Source organism: Anabaena sp. CCY 9613 (assembly GCF_963920895.1).
Classification (GTDB): Bacteria; Cyanobacteriota; Cyanobacteriia; order Cyanobacteriales; family Nostocaceae; genus Cyanocohniella.
On record NZ_CAWUDE010000002.1, the window covers coordinates 37,262 to 56,220 of the forward strand.

The 18,959-nt window shown below is 42.7% G+C and carries 14 protein-coding genes; 4 read left to right on the forward strand and 10 right to left on the reverse strand.

Annotated elements, in window-relative coordinates; translation table 11 throughout:
- Window positions 1-39: 39 nt before the first annotated feature.
- Both ACM0OT_RS02040 and ACM0OT_RS02045 read right to left on the reverse strand, forming a co-directional pair.
- Window positions 40-978: an RluA family pseudouridine synthase gene (locus ACM0OT_RS02040; protein ID WP_414562839.1), complete on the reverse strand. Its 939-nt coding sequence runs from the start codon at window positions 976-978 to the stop codon at window positions 40-42.
- Entirely contained in the window at window positions 972-1,646 is a 675-nt protein-coding gene (locus tag ACM0OT_RS02045; protein ID WP_414562308.1) for a Uma2 family endonuclease, read from the reverse strand. Before ACM0OT_RS02045 ends, ACM0OT_RS02040 begins: the two co-directional genes overlap by 7 nt.
- Before the next feature lie 1,124 nt (window positions 1,647-2,770).
- On the opposite strand from ACM0OT_RS02045, the gene ACM0OT_RS02050 reads away from it, so the two are divergent.
- Complete coding sequence (locus tag ACM0OT_RS02050; protein ID WP_414562310.1) at window positions 2,771-3,841, forward strand: response regulator; 1,071 nt, start codon at window positions 2,771-2,773, stop codon at window positions 3,839-3,841.
- A gap of 40 nt (window positions 3,842-3,881) precedes the next feature.
- Here the strand turns inward: ACM0OT_RS02050 and cobJ are convergent, their stop codons facing one another.
- Window positions 3,882-5,606 (reverse strand): precorrin-3B C(17)-methyltransferase, encoded by a 1,725-nt coding sequence (cobJ, locus tag ACM0OT_RS02055; protein ID WP_414562312.1) that lies wholly within the window; start codon window positions 5,604-5,606, stop codon window positions 3,882-3,884.
- Between the two features lie 155 nt (window positions 5,607-5,761).
- Between cobJ and dacB the strand changes: the two genes are divergently transcribed.
- Window positions 5,762-7,231, forward strand: coding sequence for a D-alanyl-D-alanine carboxypeptidase/D-alanyl-D-alanine-endopeptidase (gene dacB / locus ACM0OT_RS02060; protein ID WP_414562314.1), 1,470 nt, complete (start codon window positions 5,762-5,764; stop codon window positions 7,229-7,231).
- A gap of 39 nt (window positions 7,232-7,270) precedes the next feature.
- Here the strand turns inward: dacB and ACM0OT_RS02065 are convergent, their stop codons facing one another.
- The 5 genes from ACM0OT_RS02065 to ACM0OT_RS02085 form a co-directional block, all read right to left on the reverse strand.
- Complete coding sequence (locus tag ACM0OT_RS02065; RefSeq protein WP_414562315.1) at window positions 7,271-9,484, reverse strand: tetratricopeptide repeat protein; 2,214 nt, start codon at window positions 9,482-9,484, stop codon at window positions 7,271-7,273.
- 247 nt (window positions 9,485-9,731) lie between these two features.
- Window positions 9,732-9,911 carry a photosystem II assembly protein Psb34 gene (gene psb34 / locus ACM0OT_RS02070; RefSeq protein WP_414544216.1) on the reverse strand — a complete coding sequence of 60 codons (180 nt, stop codon included), beginning with the start codon at window positions 9,909-9,911 and terminating at the stop codon, window positions 9,732-9,734.
- A gap of 189 nt (window positions 9,912-10,100) precedes the next feature.
- The gene (gene thiO, locus ACM0OT_RS02075; RefSeq protein ID WP_414562317.1) at window positions 10,101-12,083 is read right to left on the reverse strand and encodes a glycine oxidase ThiO; all 1,983 of its coding nucleotides are present in this window, start codon (window positions 12,081-12,083) and stop codon (window positions 10,101-10,103) included.
- 90 nt (window positions 12,084-12,173) lie between these two features.
- Window positions 12,174-12,563 (reverse strand): hypothetical protein, encoded by a 390-nt coding sequence (locus tag ACM0OT_RS02080; RefSeq protein WP_414562318.1) that lies wholly within the window; start codon window positions 12,561-12,563, stop codon window positions 12,174-12,176.
- A gap of 23 nt (window positions 12,564-12,586) precedes the next feature.
- Window positions 12,587-12,925 carry a 2Fe-2S iron-sulfur cluster-binding protein gene (locus tag ACM0OT_RS02085; RefSeq protein ID WP_414562319.1) on the reverse strand — a complete coding sequence of 113 codons (339 nt, stop codon included), beginning with the start codon at window positions 12,923-12,925 and terminating at the stop codon, window positions 12,587-12,589.
- A gap of 75 nt (window positions 12,926-13,000) precedes the next feature.
- Between ACM0OT_RS02085 and cimA the strand changes: the two genes are divergently transcribed.
- Window positions 13,001-14,635, forward strand: a complete 1,635-nt coding sequence (gene cimA / locus ACM0OT_RS02090; protein WP_414562321.1) for a citramalate synthase — start codon at window positions 13,001-13,003, stop codon at window positions 14,633-14,635.
- Between the two features lie 116 nt (window positions 14,636-14,751).
- On the opposite strand, the gene ACM0OT_RS02095 is transcribed toward cimA, so the two are convergent.
- Window positions 14,752-14,985 carry a hypothetical protein gene (locus ACM0OT_RS02095; RefSeq protein WP_414544211.1) on the reverse strand — a complete coding sequence of 78 codons (234 nt, stop codon included), beginning with the start codon at window positions 14,983-14,985 and terminating at the stop codon, window positions 14,752-14,754.
- 164 nt (window positions 14,986-15,149) lie between these two features.
- On the opposite strand from ACM0OT_RS02095, the gene ACM0OT_RS02100 reads away from it, so the two are divergent.
- A complete protein-coding gene (locus ACM0OT_RS02100) occupies window positions 15,150-17,267 on the forward strand; it encodes an NAD(P)/FAD-dependent oxidoreductase (protein WP_414562841.1) in 2,118 nt (705 codons plus the stop codon).
- A 51-nt stretch (window positions 17,268-17,318) separates the two neighbouring features.
- Here ACM0OT_RS02100 and ACM0OT_RS02105 read toward each other — a convergent pair whose 3' ends face one another.
- A complete protein-coding gene (locus ACM0OT_RS02105; protein WP_414562323.1) occupies window positions 17,319-18,902 on the reverse strand; it encodes a hypothetical protein in 1,584 nt (527 codons plus the stop codon).
- Window positions 18,903-18,959: the final 57 nt, after the last annotated feature.

The following is an 18,959-nucleotide window of genomic DNA, read 5'->3' on the forward strand; positions in this document are numbered from 1 at the left end:
TCGGGAGATTTTGGGTTTTGGTTGTCTCACAAAAATTTCTTAAGAAGAGATAGCAACTCGTCGCCGCAGAACTTCTAATAAAGTCGTCAATGTTTGAGGAGGGGGTGCTGTCACCTCAATCCAATCTTCAGAAATGGGATGCTGTAACTTCAAGCGCCAAGCATGTAGTGCTTGACCTGGCAAGTTTACTCCCACAGAATGACCAGAACTATAAATGGGGTCGCCCACAATAGGATGACCAATTTTGGCACTGTGGACGCGAATTTGATGAGTCCGTCCGGTTTCTAATTGAAAGAGGATTAATGTGTAATTTCCCAAACGTTCTAGAACTTGCCAATGGGTGATAGCAGAACGTCCACCTTTTTCTATGGGGACAACTGCCATTTTTTTGCGGTCTTGGGGATGGCGGCCAATAGGTAAATCTACGCTACCGCTGGCAGTTTTTGGCGCACCGTAAACCACACCTAAGTATTCTCTCCGGGCGGTTTTTGCCTGGAGTTGCGCTTGCAGACTTTGATAAGCAATATCGGTTTTAGCAATAGCGATCGCCCCTGTTGTATCCTTATCTAATCGATGCACAATTCCTGGTCGTTGGACTCCGCCAATTCCTGGGAGATGAGGACAGTGTGCCAATAAAGCATTTACCAAAGTACCATCAGGATGGCCCGGCGCAGGATGAACAACTAAGCCAGCAGGTTTATTGAGAACGAGTAACTGTTCGTCTTCGTAGAGGATATCTAGGGGAATATCTTCGGCTTGCAGTGCCAAAGGTTGGACTTCTGGGATTTCTAGGATGATGCGATCGCCTGCTTTGACATTAATTTTTTTGGTTGTGCAGACTTTACCATTAAGTTGGACGTTACCCTGTTCAATTAACTGTTGAATGCGAGAACGCGATAAATCGGGTAATTCTTGGGCAAGATAGCGGTCAAGGCGTGCGCCTGTATCTTCAAGTTGTAAAATAAATTCGGTCACAATTGCTCTGGATTAATTCCTCGTTCTTGTAGTAAAGCACGAAGAGCTTGTAATTCTGCTTCTGCTTGTTCCGCCCGTTGACGTTCTTGTTCTCGTTGCTGGTCTAGTTCTTCATAACTGAGAAACCTCTGTCCATTAGGACGATAAATCAGAAGTTCCCCATCTGACAATTCAAAACGGATACCTAAACGGGGACTTACCCAACCAGACATTTCCGGAATTTCGGTTAATTCATTCCCGGAACGTAACCAACCGCTTAACTCGGATGTATCGGGGTCATATAAGTAGTATTCTTCTACTCCATAGCGCTCATAAAATTTGTATTTGGCAATCATTTCCTTAACACTATTACCAGGAGAGAGAATTTCAAACACCACTTGCGGGGGAATATTATCTTCTCGCCATTGGAGATAGGAACCTCGATTTTGTTTTGGTCTGCCAAAAACTACCATAGCATCAGGCGCTCTGCGGGTCGTGTTGCTTCCCTCCACGGGATACCACAGCAAGTCGCCAGCAACGAATACATGAGGATCATTAGCAAACAACAAATCCAAGTTTTTTTTAATCAATACAATCAATTCAAACTGCTTGGTATTGTCCGCCATTGGCTGTCCATCGCTGTCAGGGTAGATGATGCCTTGTTGGTTAGAAGATGCTAGCTGGGTAACCATTGCAGTGATTCTCTTTTAACGGGTGGCACTGTTAATTTTAACATTGTCACATAAATAACTAAATGCTTTACTTTGATTATAAATACGTCTTCTTCTATGCATAATTAATATTAAGAAGTTGGAGAACAGACCATGATTTTTATTTTTTCCTAATTACGTACAAGTACGGTAAGCCTTGTAAAACTTGCCTTTCCGGAAAGAAAATTTAAAATTATTGTCATATTGTCATTTATATTTTCTTTACTTATTCATCATTATATTTATACTGTTTGTTTTACTTTTATGGGAAAAATATAGTAACCTAAAAACTAGTAAGTAATTTACTTACTATTGATCATTTAGCTGCAAAAGCTATTTTTGTTGTATGTACTCTATTTTTGGAATTTGGCTATAAATTTTTGGTTGTAACATTTCACAATGGCAAAAGGATTGATCACCGCTTAATCCGAATCATGCTTTCCAGTGCCTATAAAGTGATTGCCTTCTGCTGAGTTGAGTAATGTTGCATTTCACTACAAACCATCGTGTAGTGTAAATTATCAGGTAGTTTTCTTTTGGCGTAAATTCACCAATTATGCGGTGCAAGCGTTGATTTTACCAAAGCCTGACTAGGGAGAAACTCTACAATCTCACACTGCGGTAAACAGTGGATCTGGAACTATATTTAGTGTAAAAGATGACACTTTGCCCAAACATAGCGACCCTTTAAGCGCTAATTATCGGCAATATCTACTCAATAATACGTAGATTGGTCTTTTATTTGCTACTGATGGGCTAGAGCCAATAGTCTATGTCTAGCACTTGGGTTACTGTTGAATTAACTAGATTAGTGAAAGACATAGTAGATCGAATTTATTTTGAAATACTGTTTTTGGCAACAAGTTGGGTCATCTGGCAATTTGGCAACAGCATTTCTGGGTCTACCACGGTGAATTGTAGATTGATGAACTATAGCTTACCAGATATTGGGAAATTAGGAGTTAGGGGTGAAGAATCTCTGTACTAACTCAAATGTGACCGCTATATTTATCTGAACACTCTCTTGAAAAATTTCACTGTGAATTCCCCGAAGGTTATTCACCATTTTTGCCTGCGGATGTTAATTGTAACTCAAATCTGTGCCGATGAAGACACTTCCCATTAGTAGATATAGATTTTTCCAAAAACTCCAGCCCATATCTCTGTTGAAAAAAATCACCAGCAAGACTGTGACGGGCTGTTTGCAAGTATTTAGCACATCAGGTTCTTGGTCAATATATATCGAAGAGGGTAAGTTAATTTATGCCTGTTACTCCGAGAAAATGTTTGAGCCGCTTTACAGAAACTTGCAAAGCTTAAGTCAGCAAATAGCAACTCTCCCTCAAGGGATTCATGAACAGTTGCAGGCGATATTTGAAACTGGGATTGAAAATCAGACAATACCAAACCCAGATTATTTGGCAATTTGCTGGTTAGTCAGTCAAAAATATATTAGTCCGGCTCAAGCAGCAATACTGATAGAGAAGTTGGCGCTAGAAGTACTAGAGTCATTTCTACGCTTGGAAGAGGGAAGTTTTGAATTTATTCCAGATAGCTTTTTGGATGATATGCCAAAATACTGTCATCTAAATCTCCGCTTACTAGTTGAACAGTGTCAAAACTATGGGCGCGATAGACCTTATCCTGAGACATCACCACATGTAAATCAGCCACAATATCAGCCATCAACGGCTAAAAAATCGCCTAGAGTGAGTGAAGGGAAGAAAGCAACCCACTCTCATGGCACATCAAGTAATAATATTAATACTAATAATTATAACGGTCAGCAGATTCAACCATCTGTTGAAAAAAAACTTTATACAATCTTCTGTATTGATGACAGTCCTACAATAATCAATACCATCAAAAATTTTCTAGATGATCAGATATTTTCTGTTATTGGAGTTACTAATTCATTAAATGCTTTAATGCAAATTCTCGGCACAAAACCAGACATAATTTTATTAGATGTTGATATGCCTAATTTAGATGGTTATGAACTTTGTGCGTTGCTACGTAAGCATTCATCTTTCAAAAATACCCCCGTGATTATGGTGACTGCTAAGACAGGACTGTTAGATAGAGTGAGAGCAAAGTTAGTTAGAGCTTCAGGTTTTTTAGCCAAGCCTTTTTCCCAAGGAGATTTATTAAAAATAATCTTTCAACACATTGAATAATTTGTTATGGTACGTAAGTCCTGAGTTTTTAGGAAGTCTTTTATGTAGTGTATCGCCTGGGTGTATAAACTGAAATGCTACCGTCCCTACGCTGAATTGTGCGAGTTTGGCTGGAACCAACTAAAATAACTGTCCGCATATCCGCTACATCTGGTGTTAATTCTTGAAGTTTGATCACTTGCACCATTTGTCCTGGTCTACCGAGATTGCGTGCTAGCACTACCGGGGTATCTGGTGTTCTATACTGCAATAAAATATTTCTGGCTTCTGTCAGTTGCCAAGTGCGCTCTTGAGAAACAGGATTATAAAAAGCGATCGCAAAATCAGCTTGAGCCGCCGCCACAATTCGTTGTTCGATAATTGACCAAGGTTTCAAGATATCAGACAGAGAAATCGCGCAGAAGTCGTGTCCCAATGGTGCGCCAATGGCCGCCGCCGCCGCTTGCATGGCCGAGATACCCGGTGCAACGTGAATATCAATACTTTCCCATTCGGGTTTAGGGTGGCGATCGCATACCTCAAATACAGCCGCCGCCATTGCATATATCCCCGGGTCACCAGATGACACTACAGCTACATATCGCCCTGATGCTGCCAAATCTAGCGCCATCGTGGCCCTAGCGATTTCTTCACGGTTATCTGACTCATGCCGTTGTTTACCATCAGCCAGAGAACCAATTAAATTAATGTATGTTTTGTAACCCACTAAATCAGTTACCGATTTGAGTATTTCTTTTACCTCTGGAGACATCCACTTAGAATCACCAGGCCCAGTGCCAATAATTGCTAACCGCCCTCTTGGTTGACCGATGGTGCTGGGGTCGATGGGTGTAGAAGCAATGGCGATCGCTAGGTGGGGAAATGAGGAGATTGATTGGTCGGGAGATGAGGAGGTGGCTTTTATCGCTATAGCTTGGGCGGGACTGTAACCTTGTGAAATCAGGTTTTCTAGTTGATTTGGGGTAAAAAAACGAATAGGAACGTTGAAGGCGTTAGCAATGGCTTGGATGCTGGCATCTGCGGCTATGGTGATTGGGGCGAAAATTCCGGCTACTGATGCTGCGGCGAGATTGGCATCGGCTAATAGCTGTTGTATTGTGTCTACAGTCATAGAGGTTTCAGAGATCGCAATCGCAATAGTGGCTGGATGATAAACTAGGCGATTAGGTGCCGGAGTTACTAAGTGTTCTGTAACCTGGATGGTTAAATTACCGTTGGGGTCTATGGGTAGTTGACTATTACTCAACCAAGGTGCTGTACCTTCTAGTTTTACCTGTGCGCCAGCTAATAAATCTGAGATAAACTTCTTGGCATCGTCTGGGTTAGCTAAATGATATCCAGGAGGCGGAGATAATAACGTTGTGCGGAAACGAATATCACCTGTGGTAGTAATTGCAGGTTGAACATCCAACACCTCAGCAATGCGTCGCGCCAAATCATTCACGCCGTTAAGTCCACCCAAAAGCGGAACTACAGTACTACCATCTTCGGCTACAGCTAATAATGGGGGTTCCTGTTTTTTATCTGAAAGCATTGGTGCTAAAGTTCTGATGAGAATGCCGGCAGCACAAATACCAATTAACGGTGTCCCCTCTGCGAACAACTCCCGCAATGTTTCGCCAAAATTTGTGAAGCTGACATCAACATTAGACGTGCGACCTGCCAAACCGTATAATGTTGCCCCTGGCAGGACATTAATAATTTTTCGGGCTACTGGCACACTATTTTCACCCAGTACTATAACGGCAGGTGCAATCTTGGTCATCCTGGAAATAAATATTTTGCAAAAGTTGATATCCTTTCAAATGAAACCACAGATGGATACAGATAAACACAGATTATCTGGTGCTAAAAGTCTAAATATTTGTGGGATAACCATACTAAATCATGTTTGAGTCAATAAAAAACGTAACTTGAGTGATGTCTACCAAAATTACCCTGAGCTTGTTATTTCTCTTTATCAGTACCCAAATAGGTGTTACTCAACAAGTAGCTAAAGCACAAATACCAACACAAGTCACTCCATCTACCACCACAAAGAGAATTTGTCCCGCACAACTACAGTCAGCGGTGGATGCTGTCACTAATAGCCCTCAATTTAATCGAGTGCGTTGGGGGATTTTAGTAAAAAACCTGGATTCTGAGCAGGTTCTTTACAATCGAGATGCTCAAAAATACTTTACTCCAGCTTCCACAACTAAGTTATTGACAACAGCCGCAGCATTAGAACAATTGGGGGGAAATTTTCGTATCCGCACCTCTGTTTATCAAGATGGTGATGGTGTTTTGCGTGTAGTCGGTAGGGGAGATCCCAGTTTAAAGGTTCCGCAACTGCAAGTATTAGCCCAGCAGTTACGCCAGCAGGGTATAAGTCAAGTTAACCAGTTGATTGCCGATGATAGTTATTTTCAAGGAGAAATTGTTCATCCTAGTTGGGAATGGGAAGATTTAGTAGCTTACTATGGCGCACCAGTCAATAGTTTAATTGTGAATGAAAACGCTTCCTTATTAAGTATTAGACCTCAAACAGTAGGGAACCCATTACAAATCAGGTGGAATGAACCCTTTGAAGCATATCAATGGCGAGTGGAAAACAATTCTGTCACGACGCAAAAAGATGAACCAGGTTTCGTTGCAGTCAGCCGTGACTTAAAAGGGCCAGTCTTGCAAATTCAAGGGCAGATGGCTGTAAATTCCACACCTAATATTAGAGCTATAGCTGTTTTTGATCCTGTGCAAAATTTCTTGCGTCACTTCCGTCAGACTTTGGTAAGGGCAGGAATTACTGTAGGACAAACATCTAATGGTACTGGTGGTCAGAATGAACGGGAATTAGCAGCAGTTGAGTCACCACCATTATCTGAGTTGTTAGTGGAGACAAATGTTAATAGTAATAATTTGTATGCGGAAGCTTTACTGAGAGCTTTAGCTATTAAACAACCAATAAAAAATAATCAAACTACTGCTGATGCAGGCTTGGAAGTGGTCAAGAAAACTTTAACTCAATTAGGAGTTGATCCCACAAGTTACATAATAGTAGATGGTTCTGGTTTATCTCGCAAAAACCTCATTAGTCCAGAAGCTTTGGTGCAAACTTTACAGGCGATGGCAAAATCACCACAAGCAGAAATTTTTCGTGCTTCCCTCCCGGTTGCTGGTGTGAGTGGTACTTTAAAAAATCGCTTGCTTGACACGTCTGCTGTTGGCAATGTGCAAGCAAAAACAGGCACAATGACGGGTGTAGTTTCTTTATCTGGATACGTGAATGCGCCTAATTATGAGCCATTAGCTTTTAGTATGGTTGTGAATCACTCTCAACAGCCTGCTAGTGTTGTGCGCCAAGCAATGGATGAAATTGTATTTTTATTAACACAGTTGCAGCGTTGTTAAATTTTGAGAATTGGGTGCGGAATGTGGGTTTCATCAAAACTACCCTAACTTTGGTAAAATTTCCGGTAACAAATGACCAGGAACTTTAGATAAAGCAAGATTTTGTCCTTGAATGCCTAATTCGCTGTGGAAAGCACGAATTGTTTTCACCACATAAGTAAAAGTTGTTTGATAAGCCTCTGGTTGTTGACTCAATCCGTTTAAAGCTTGTAAATGATTCTTTAATGCTGCTTCTAGGTGTTGTGAACTAGTAGCTTTGTTCCCAATAAAAGAACTATCTGTTACTAGCTGATAATGAGCTAAACCCAAGTTATTGTGAGTAGCAAACAAATCAAAGCTTAAAGGTGTCCCACTTAGTGAATGAGCCAGTGCAATGGCTTCGTCATAAGCGATAATGGACAATTTTAGTAACTTTTGCCGTGCTTCTTTAGTTGTTTGGGATAAATTGGCTAAATGCCAGTAGGCGGTACCAAGATTATTTTGTGTAGCCGCACAAGCACTAGGAACATGAGCAGCTGTACGATATTTTAAAGCTTCACAATAAACATTAATAGCTAGTTGCAGATGTTCAGATGGCTGTTCATATTGTGCTAAATTCCAGTAGGCAGTGCCGATATTGTTTTGAATCATGCCATATTTGAGCGGTTCCTGTTCGGGGTTGTAGTGCGCCAACGCTTGACTGTATGCTGCGATCGCCTGCTGCAAATGCTCTACTGGTTGTTCGTATTGTGCTAAATGCCAATAAGCAGTACCTAAATTATTTTGGCAAGCTGCATACTTTAAGGGTTCCATTTCCACAGTCCGATAGCGCAGCGCCTCACTGTAAGCTGAGACTGCCTTTTGCCAGTTTTCAGATGGGTTAGCAAACCGAGCTAAATCGCCGTAAGCTGTCCCTAGATTATTTTGCACCCGTGCATAAGTTTCTGATTGTTCTTGGGCAGAGATGATATTTAAAGCCAACTGATAAAATTCTATTCCCTGCTGTATGTAAGTTGGCCCATCTGCCGCATTGTGCGGTATGCGGGACAACATCCAATAAAGTGTACCCAAGTCATTTAAAATATCTGGTAGTTGGGGTGATGCTTCATCGTAGGCGATCGCCTCTTGATAAGCGAGAATTGCTACCATCAAGTTTTCTAAAGTTGACTGCCCTTGTTCAACCCGGAGGCGATATAAATTACCTAAGTGATGATACGCTGCTGCCAAATCCTCTTTAGAAGCTTTTTGTGCATGTAATTCTTCAATCTCTAATAGAACTTGCTGCGGTTGCCAATTATCTTCATCTTGAGAAATCTTGGTATTCAACGTTGCTATTACTAGCTCGGTTAGCTCCTTGCTAATATAAGACAACGACGATATTGATGGGCTATTATTTCTACTAGATTGATTACCCGTTGATTTCTCTGTCTTTGGTCTAGCCTGCAATAATTCTTCATTCACAGCCACAACTTCTTGCTGTTTCTCTAGAGAATGACCTGGTGTTTTCTCAGTGAAATCAAAATCATCTCCAAATTTGAAGTCTGTTGCAGAGACATTTCTCATTTCTGCTTCCAGAACTGATTCATCCACAAAAGATTGCTCATTTCCTAAATCCAAACTTCTAGAACTAGCAGCACGTTCTGGATAGCCTTGATTTTGTGTCGTGGGTGTAGGTTCTCCAGCAAAAACAAACACACCAGTCCGCCAACGCCAAAACTGTGGTACCGACTGCTGAATAGCTGATAACCAAGGCCGTGATACCCACAGCAGCACACTAGAATCTAGAAACCGACCGGATTCTTGACTAGAAAAAGTCTGATCACTTAAACGCAAATAGTGTAAAAACAAACGCTGTACTGCTACCGTTTGCTTAGTAAGTTGCTCAACACCGACAATTTGAAATGACGGTATCGGTAAAGGTCTTCCAGGTGTATCTTTAGATGCACCAACAATTGGTGGTGGATAGTTAGCCAACCACTGATTTATTTGCTCTATGGGATTAGGATCACTTAAATTTAACCTTAAGGTCACCAATCGCGGATAAGCAGGAGTGCTAGTTTCATACCCATCGACAGGCTGATATAGCACCTGCCCAACTGGATAAGCCAAAGTAGAATGCAAACGAGCAGCTACTTGATTTCTCAAGTGTAAATCATCACTTACTGCCAAAAACAACTGTCGTCGTAAGCCCAGACTGAGGCAAAGTTTCAGACGGTGATATACTTGTCTGTTCCAAGTAAAATTATTGGAGTGTGGAGTATCATTCACGCTCATGGCGGCTAAATAGCCAAAACATACTACACATAAACTTTACAAGATGTATTCCGGTAGACGAAAAACTTAATTATGACAGTTAATTTGCTAAGGATGAATCCATTCTTTGAGGTTTTAACAATGTTTAAGTATATATTTATACTTAATATTTTTCTTTTATGATTCTAGCAAAAAACAAAAAACAAGGCTCCTACTAATCAGGGAACCTTTCTAGCTAAAAAATTAAATTTTATTAAACAGTTTATGTCTAACTGACATGAGAAACAGAGAAGGCAACAAAAATTAAGCCAGCAACTAAACCTGCACCAGCCAGCCCTAAGAAAATGTAGTTACGCTTTTGCTCGTTTGTAGGAGGTTCTGCTTGGTAAACTTTTGGTTCCTTGGCAAAATTGTTCAGAAGTCCGCCTTCTTCGTTTGTATAGGGCATGAATTAATTCCTTCACTATCTTCTTTAATTGAATTTATGTTACATAAACCCTATATTCTGCTCGCTTACTGAGAGACAAATCGTTACATTAGGGGCTGGGGATTGGGGAGATAAGGAAGAGGAGAAAGAGGAGAAAAAAAGATTTTGTTAATAGCCCAAATGCTTCCCCCCTTGTCCTCTTCCCACTCCCTAACTAGTAATCGTTCCAGTCAGTGGAGAACTAGCGCTAGCGTAAGTTTTCAAGGGCATCCTGCCGGCTAGATATGCTAAACGACCAGCTACTGCGGCCAAATTCATTGCCTGAGCCATTGCTGGGGGGTTTTGGGCCAGGGCGATCGCACTATTAATTAATAAGGCATCTGCACCTAATTCCATTGCTTGGGCTGCTTCTGATGGTGAACCAATTCCCGCATCTACTACCACTGGTATACCAGCATTTTCAATGATGATTTGAATATTGGCTGTTGTTTTTAGTCCCTGTCCGGAACCAATGGGTGATGCTAAAGGCATGACTGTCGCACAACCAACATCTTCTAATCGTTTAGCTAACATGGGGTCGGCATTGATGTAAGGCAATACGGCAAAACCTTCTTTTACTAGCTGTTCGGCGGCTTGTAGTGTGCCAATAGGATCGGGAAGTAAATATTTCGGGTCTGGTATTACTTCTAATTTGACAAAATTATTATCTTCTTGTCCCAATAGTTTTGCCATTTCTCGCCCCAAACGAGCCACGCGAATCGCTTCTTCTGCGGTTGCACAGCCAGCTGTATTGGGCAACATCCAAATTTTTGTCCAATCTAAGGCTTCGGCTAAACCTTCTGCTAAGGCAGACGCTCCGCGAACCTGTCCAGCTGCTTTTGTTTGCACCCGCCGCACTGCGACAGTGACAATCTCGCAACCACTGGCAAGAATACTTTGCTGCATTTCGGCAATACTGCGATATTTGCCTGTTCCCGTCATTAAGCGGGATTGAAAGGTTTTACCAGCAATAGTCAGCGGTGAGTCGTCAATGAGTGGCAAGATTGCAGAACGGTGTCCGTTGGCAAAGTTGGCGGAGTGAGTCAGCATGGAGTTTTTGGTAGATGGCTTGGTATGAAAGCGCGAAACTTGGAAGTGAGATAAAATCGGGTCAAATTTTTGTTCGCAGATGCTATCAGCAATCAAGGCGGCAGTAACAGGTGCTAATAATATGCCATTGCGGTAATGCCCGGTAGCCAATGTTAAATTTTGACAGTGGCTAGGGCCAAGAATGGGTAACTCATCGGGGGTAGCTGGGCGAAATCCCCACCAGAATTCTTGAATGGGATAATTTTCTAATTGGGGATATAAACTAATGGCTTGTTGGAGTAAAGTGTGCATCCCTGCGGGGGTATTGTCGGGCGTGAAGCCCACATCTTCGCTAGTTGCCCCAATGATGATCGAGCGATCGCGCCTCGGTACGATGTAAATATTTTCCCCAAATAAAACCCGCCTTAAAGGCAACTCAGATGAAACTTCTGGTACCCCTACACGCAACATTTGTCCCTTACGCGGATTTACGGGCAATGGTAGTAACTGATTTGACCAGGCACCTGTAGCTAAAACATAGTGGGCAGCACGCATTACCCCTATGTTGGTTTGGACACCAGCTACTTCTCCCTGTTGTTGTAAAAATCCTTCTCCTGTAATACCATCTTTAAGTTCCACCCCCAAAGACTCGGCGGCTGTCCGCAGTACCTGAGCTAAAGCACGATTATCAACTTGTGCATCTTCGGGATACCACCAGCCACCAACTACTTCTTTTGCTAATCCTGGCTGATATTGATGAATTGCGACTTCATCTAACCAATATGCCGGGGAATGAGGAGATGGAGCAGAAATTATCTTGCTTTCTTGTTCTTGATAAATCGGTGTTAATATCCCACAAGGCCAATAACCAGTATTTAAACCTGTTAAATCTTCAAGTTTGCTTGTCCAGTCTGGATATAAGGCACGCGATCGCCTGCACAAAACACCCATGGCTGCATCGGGAATATTTTCGGCATCTGGTGCTAACATCCCAGCAGCAGCGTGGGTAGCGGCAGCCTGAAAATCACGGCAAAGCACGGTGACATTTGTCCCGCGCAATTTTAGTTCAATGGCGATCGCTAAACCAATAACGCCGCCACCAATAATTAAAACGTCACTAGTCATTAGTCATTTATCATTAGCTATTTATCATTAGTACATAACTAATAACGCATAACTCATAACTAACGACTAGCAACTTAAAACTATCCCGGTTTACCATAAAGCCCGGATAGGTTCTCTGTTTTGATTTGCTGTACTGCTTGGTGTCGTGGTGGTTTGCGCGGTGGTAGTTCTGGTACCTGTTGTCGTTCCAGGGGTTGAGAACGAATCATTACTTTGAGCGACACTGCTTCTGTTATCAGGAGCAGAAAAACTATCTTGAGCAACGCCGCCTCTACCTGGAGTGGCCGTGCCATTTGTACTCCTGCTAGGTGCAGAACTATTAACATTAATATTCGCCGGCAAGACTCTGGAAGTTCTACCGCCGGGAGCATTATTGCTGGCAGTTTGTTGTCCACCCATAGGAAAATTAATGCCTAGGAGTGTCCCCATTAAAATTGCCATGCCTCCGGCCATCAGAATTAGTGGTGTCCATCTACCCATCTTGTTTTTCTCCTTTTTTTAACCTAACCTTCTGGTGTCCATACTATTCGAGAACCTTGTCCCCAAAATTCTGCGAATTTTGTCACTTTCACATCACCTAGCACCTCTGTTTGACAAGCTAAACGTAAGTCTGTTGTAGGAGAATGAGGAGGAAGCGAGCGTCGTGTTTTGTCACGCCAATTCGCAGCCGACACCTCACCTTCTACCTTGACTGCACAGGTACCACAACTGCCAATTCCCCGACAGTTTATTACCTTAGCACCGCCATTGTAGAGGTCAATACCATTTTGCAGCAAAATTACCCGTAAATTAGCTCCACGAACACACTCAATTGTCTTCCCTTGAGCTAGTACTTTGGGCATATTTTCATTATCAAACTGGCTTTTTGTTGTATATTGGCACATTGCCTTCAAAGTTGTCTCACAAGTCTTAGTCTTATGACCACACACCCTTCACCTCAACTTTGGCTTTATGACACCACGCTACGGGATGGCACTCAGCGCGAGGGGCTATCAGTTTCTATAGAAGATAAGTTACGCATTGCCCGTAGACTTGACCAACTAGGGATTCCCTTCATCGAAGGTGGTTGGCCTGGTGCCAATCCTAAGGATGTTCAGTTCTTCTGGCAACTGCAAGAAGATCCGCTCAAACAAGCAGAAATTGTGACATTTTGTTCAACTCGTCGCCCCAACACTCATGCCGCAGATGAGCCGATGCTACAGGCTATTTTGACTGCGGGTACTCGCTGGGTGACAGTTTTTGGCAAATCTTGGGATTTACATGTTACAGAAGGTCTGAAGACGACTCTAGCAGAAAATCTGGCAATGATCCGTGATACTGTTGAGTATTTGCGTTCTCAAGGACGGCGGGTAATTTACGATGCTGAACACTGGTTTGATGGCTACAAGCACAATCCGGATTATGCTTTACAGACATTAGACGCGGCGATGGCATCTGGTGCTGAATGGCTAGTCCTCTGTGATACAAATGGTGGTACTTTACCCCATGAAGTTAGTCAAGTCGTGGAATCGGTCATTAGTCATGTGTCATTAGTCAATGGCCAACAACAAATTCCCCAAATTGGTATTCACACTCATAATGATTCTGATACCGCTGTGGCTAATGCTTTAGCTGCGGTCATGGCAGGGGCAAAAATGGTACAAGGGACAATTAATGGCTATGGTGAACGTTGTGGTAATGCTAACCTTTGTTCATTAGTTCCCAATTTACAACTTAAACTTGGTTACAGTTGTATCACAGAACACCAGCTAAATCAACTTACAGAAGCTAGTCGTTTCGTGAGTGAGGTGGTAAATCTGGCCCCTGATGAACATGCACCCTTTGTAGGACGTTCGGCTTTTGCTCATAAAGGTGGTATCCACGTCTCAGCCGTAGAACGGAATCCCCTGACATACGAACACATTCAACCAGAACAAGTCGGTAACCGTCGCCGCATTGTCATTTCCGAACAATCTGGACTAAGTAATGTGTTAGCTAAAGCTCGTACTTTTGGTATAGAACTAGATAAACAGACACCAGCCGCTAGACAGATTTTGCACCGCCTCAAAGAATTAGAAAGTGAAGGATATCAATTTGAGGCAGCAGAGGCCAGTTTTGCCCTGTTAATGTACGAGGCTTTAGGTGGTCGTCAGCAGTTTTTTGAAGTTAAAGGCTTCCAAGTACATTGTGATTTAGTGGAAGGTAAAGAAACAAATAATGCCTTAGCCACTGTGAAAGTAGGGGTGAGTGGCAAAAATATTTTAGAAGCAGCAGAAGGAAACGGCCCAGTCGCCGCTTTAGATGCAGCCTTACGCAAAGCTTTAGTCAACTTTTACCCGCAAATTGCCACCTTTGAGTTAACAGATTACAAAGTGCGGATTCTCGACGGACATGCAGGTACAGCAGCCAAAACCCGCGTACTAGTGGAATCAGGAAATGGTTCTCAACGTTGGACAACTGTGGGAGTCTCCTCCAACATCTTGGCAGCTTCTTATCAAGCAGTGGTAGAAGGCTTGGAATATGGGTTGTTATTACATGCTCAAGCAGCGGTAGCCGTGGAGAGTTCGAGATAGATCTGGGGGAACTGGGGAATGGGAGAGAGAGGGAAGATGAGGGGAATAAAAAACAAAGATGTTGGTAATCACCGAAAGTCTTTCCCCCTGCTCCCTGCTCCCTGCTCCCTAGCCCCTCAAGAAAACTCTTCCCATGATTGAGTCAGTAATTGACTCAGCCAACGCCGTTGTTGCTGGTCTAACACAGGGTCATCCGCTAGCACTTGAGCAGTTAATTCTTCTAAAGATTGTCCCTGTGAACGTACTAGTTTTATCACTCCGGCGATCGCCGCGGCGACTATTTCTTCATCAACTGGCTTTTGTTGTAGGGCAAAAATTTCTTGGGGACTGTCTGGGATGGGATAATTCATGTCGTGGTGTTAAAAAAATTCAAAATGAACAATAAACTTTGACAAACTATTAAAAATTCTTTACTCAATCTTTATTGAACTAATAGGGCGGAGTTTAGCGTACTTCATGACTTTCTAAAATCTGTCTTAGTGAATAAATTTATTGGATTTGTCAGCAAAACATGATGAAAGAAATACTCTATTTAGAAGTTCCAACTCCAGATACGGCGGCTGTACTAAGTTGGCTACAAACTGATTTTGAACCAGGAATCGGGGAAAAATTACTGACCCCAGATGGCTTTCGCCTGAAAATACCCAATGAAACTACAAATGCTGACGCAGCAATTACCGAAAAATTACCTAGTGAACTTTCTGTATTTGTCTGGTCAGTGCAGCGAACGACCTACATAAAAGCATTTCGCTGGTCAGAAAAACCTTTCCCCTCAGAAGGGCAAATCCTGCAACACCTGAGGACTGAAATCAGAAAGCAGTTTCCCCATAACTATCCTGAACCTCCAGCTATTGATTCTCAGCAATCTATTTTTGAGGCACTAGCCCCTTATTACCCCTTAACTGTCAAATACTTCCAAAAAATGCCCAAGGGGGAATATGACCTCCAGCGTGCTTACTGGTGGGAACAAAGATGGCGCGAAGGTGTGCGTCATCCTCAGCAACCCCGACAGGTAGTTTTCTCACACAGTCAACCATCTCCTACCTTACGGGAAGCCACCGCAGCGCCTACATCCCCCACCTACGACCTGATTTATATCGGCGGCGCATTAGGGGTAATTCATGCGGCAGTCATGGCTCAAAGAGGCTATAAAGTACTGCTGATTGAACGTCTGCCCTTTGGACGGATGAATCGAGAATGGAATATTTCTCGTGATGAACTTCAAAGCTTAGTTAATTTGGGTTTGGTGACATCCGCCGAGTTGGAAACTGTCATTGTCCGAGAGTACAAAGATGGATTCAACAAATTTTTTGATGGCAATAATCCCCCTAAACTGCGATCGCCTATTCTACACACACCCACGGTGTTGAATATAGCTTTAGACTCTGATAAATGGCTGAAAATGTGTGGGCAAAAGCTCCGAGATGCTGGTGGTGAAATTTGGGATGAAACAGAATTTATCCGTGCTGATATAGATAAATCACAAGTTGTAATTAAAGTCAAGCATTTACCTAGTCAAAATGAGCAGCAAGTTAGTGGGCGACTATTGGTAGATGCAATGGGAACAGCTTCCCCCATAGCTTGGCAATTAAATGGTGGTCGAGCCTTTGATAGTGTGTGTCCCACAGTAGGTGCAGTGGTTGAAGGGGGATTTGAGCCAGGAGTTTGGGATTCCCAATATGGAGATGTTCTCTATAGTCATGGCGATATTTCCCGGGGCCGACAATTGATTTGGGAATTGTTCCCCGCAGCAGACCAAGAACTGACAATTTATTTATTTCATTACCACGAAGTCAATGCCAAAAATCCCGGTTCCTTACTGGAAATGTACGAGGATTTTTTCACGATTTTGCCAGAGTATCGCCGCTGTGATTTAGATAAATTAATTTGGAAAAAGCCTACATTTGGTTATATACCGGGACATTTTAGTGTGGGAAGTAGCGATCGCACGGTGGCCTTTGATAGATTAATTGCCATCGGTGATGCTGCATCTCTTCAGTCGCCCCTTGTCTTCACTGGTTTTGGTTCTCTGGTGCGTAACTTAGAACGGTTGACAATACTTTTAGATACTGCTCTCAAACATGATTTGCTGAGTTTCCGCAATTTGAATCGCATTCGCGCCTACCAAAGCAACGTCTCTGTGACATGGCTATTTTCCAAAGGAATGATGGTACCCACTGGGAAATTTTTACCTCCCCAAAGGATTAATTCCATGCTCAATACCTTCTTTGGACTATTAGCAGACGAACCCCCACATGTAGCAGATAACTTTATTAAAGATAGATGTGATTGGTTTACCTTTAACCGCCTCGCCCTCAAAGCAGCGCGCAAAAATCCGGCTTTACTGTTATGGATTTGGGAACTAGCTGGGTTTAAGGATCTAGTCAGATGGCTAGGTAATTATTTCAATTTCGGTTTTCACTCCTTAGTCAGTACTTTACTGAGTAGATGGTTTCCCCGCTTCCTGCTGCGGAGCAAACCTTGGTTAGAAAACCGCTATCCAGCATTGTGGTTAAGATTATTAGTTATTAGCTACGCTATCACCACAGGTAAGCCGCGATCGCAAAATCCCTTAGCACAAATTAACTCAGACACCATTATGCAAAAATCTGAGGCGAGAATTCTCAATTAATTGGGGACTAGAGACTAGGGACTAGGTAAATTTTTATTTAGCCTCTAGCCTCTACTGATTATTAGGTCGAAAATTCGGCAGTTCTACCGAAGACAACGACTTACGTCCCTTGGGTGGACGCTGAGGATAAACTACGGGTGAGGGTGATTGATTATCGTTGGCGTAGTCGTTAGCTAATTGTTGGGACAAATCAGTAGACGAGAATTCCACTTCAGACAATTGTGAAATTTCTGACAAATAGTTTTCTGGGTTTATATCTATGGCGTCACTACATAAGCTGTCGTCATCCCAGCTATGAGAATTTGACTCGTTCACCGCTGAATGCAAGGAAGTTTGTGAATTATTTTCTGCTAAAGGTGTTTCTTCTGCCTCTACAGCCGCAGAATTCATTTCTTGAGCTAATGTTTGAGATGGCTCATCATCTTCTAGGGTTGTCGCCCAAGTCTCCCATACAGGCTCGTCAGTTTGATTGCTGTCTGCATTTTCGGGAGTTGGTGATGGCGATGCAGGTACAGATGGGGGAGTGAAAAACATTTGAATGAGACTATCAATTTGCTGATCTAAGTTTGATGAACCAGCAGATGAAGGAATTTCTGGTTTTGTGAAAAAATCATCAATTTCGGAAGCAGTCGCCGATGGTGGGGGCTGGTGTGTATCTTCCTTAACTGGCCAGTTCCAAGGAGATGATGGATTAGTAGGAGGAGGATTATGACTGGTATATGAAGGGGATTTTGCAGATTCACTCCCAGGATAATCGATTTTATCAATGAAAGATTCTGGTTCGGCTGACCAAGGTCTAATGGGCTGCACGTTAGGAAACAAAGACCGCGCTTTTCTGGAAAATCTTGTTTGGTGGTTGGTTGTTCCCTGAGAATTAGATGCTGTTTCGTCTGAAGAGTCACCGGGAGCGGGAGTTTCTAGGCATTTTTCCAAAGCCGCTTTGAATTGTAAGGTCTGGCGTTGTTGTCGCATTAACCTACTACGGAGTTCGCGACAAGTATTTTCTGATTGCAATGCCTGCTGAGACTGTTCGTTATAGTTAGTTTGCAGTAGCGCGCATTCTCGCTCTAATTGGGCAAGACGCTGTTGACTAATTTGAAGTTGTGTTTTATAAGTCTCAATAAAGTTCTCTTGGCGTTGAACGGTTTGTACAGCCGTTTCTAATTCTTGAAAGAGGGATTTAATTTGGGCTTGGGCTGCGGCCAGTTCTTGCGTTTGTTGGTTGAGCATAGATTCAGCAACACTAGAGCGCCGTTTCTGCCACTGCAAGGCTTTTTCCGATTCGGCTAGGTTGTCTTTGAGATGTTCTACCTGCTCATACAACTCATTATTCGCAGCACGCAATTCTTCGTTTAATGTCAGTAATTTCTGAAATTCAGTATCAATAAGTATTTGTTGTTCTTTATTAGGTTCCACAACCCAATCCTGCTGAGTCGTATCTTTTGGCGAATGAGAATTTTGTGTATCTGGTGATTGCTCTGCTGCCAGCTGGAGGAGTGGCAATTGATTGTTTACCATGTTGTCAGGAGGCACAACTGAGTAAAAGGGACAGCTAGGCTGCTCCGGTTGTAGCGAATTATCAGAATTTAGGGATTCCATTACAGCCCGGTTGTTTGAGGTGTCAGATTCATTCATCACTCTTGACCCACCCACTTAGAATGTTCAGCAGTGCTAGGTTAGTAATACTTATCA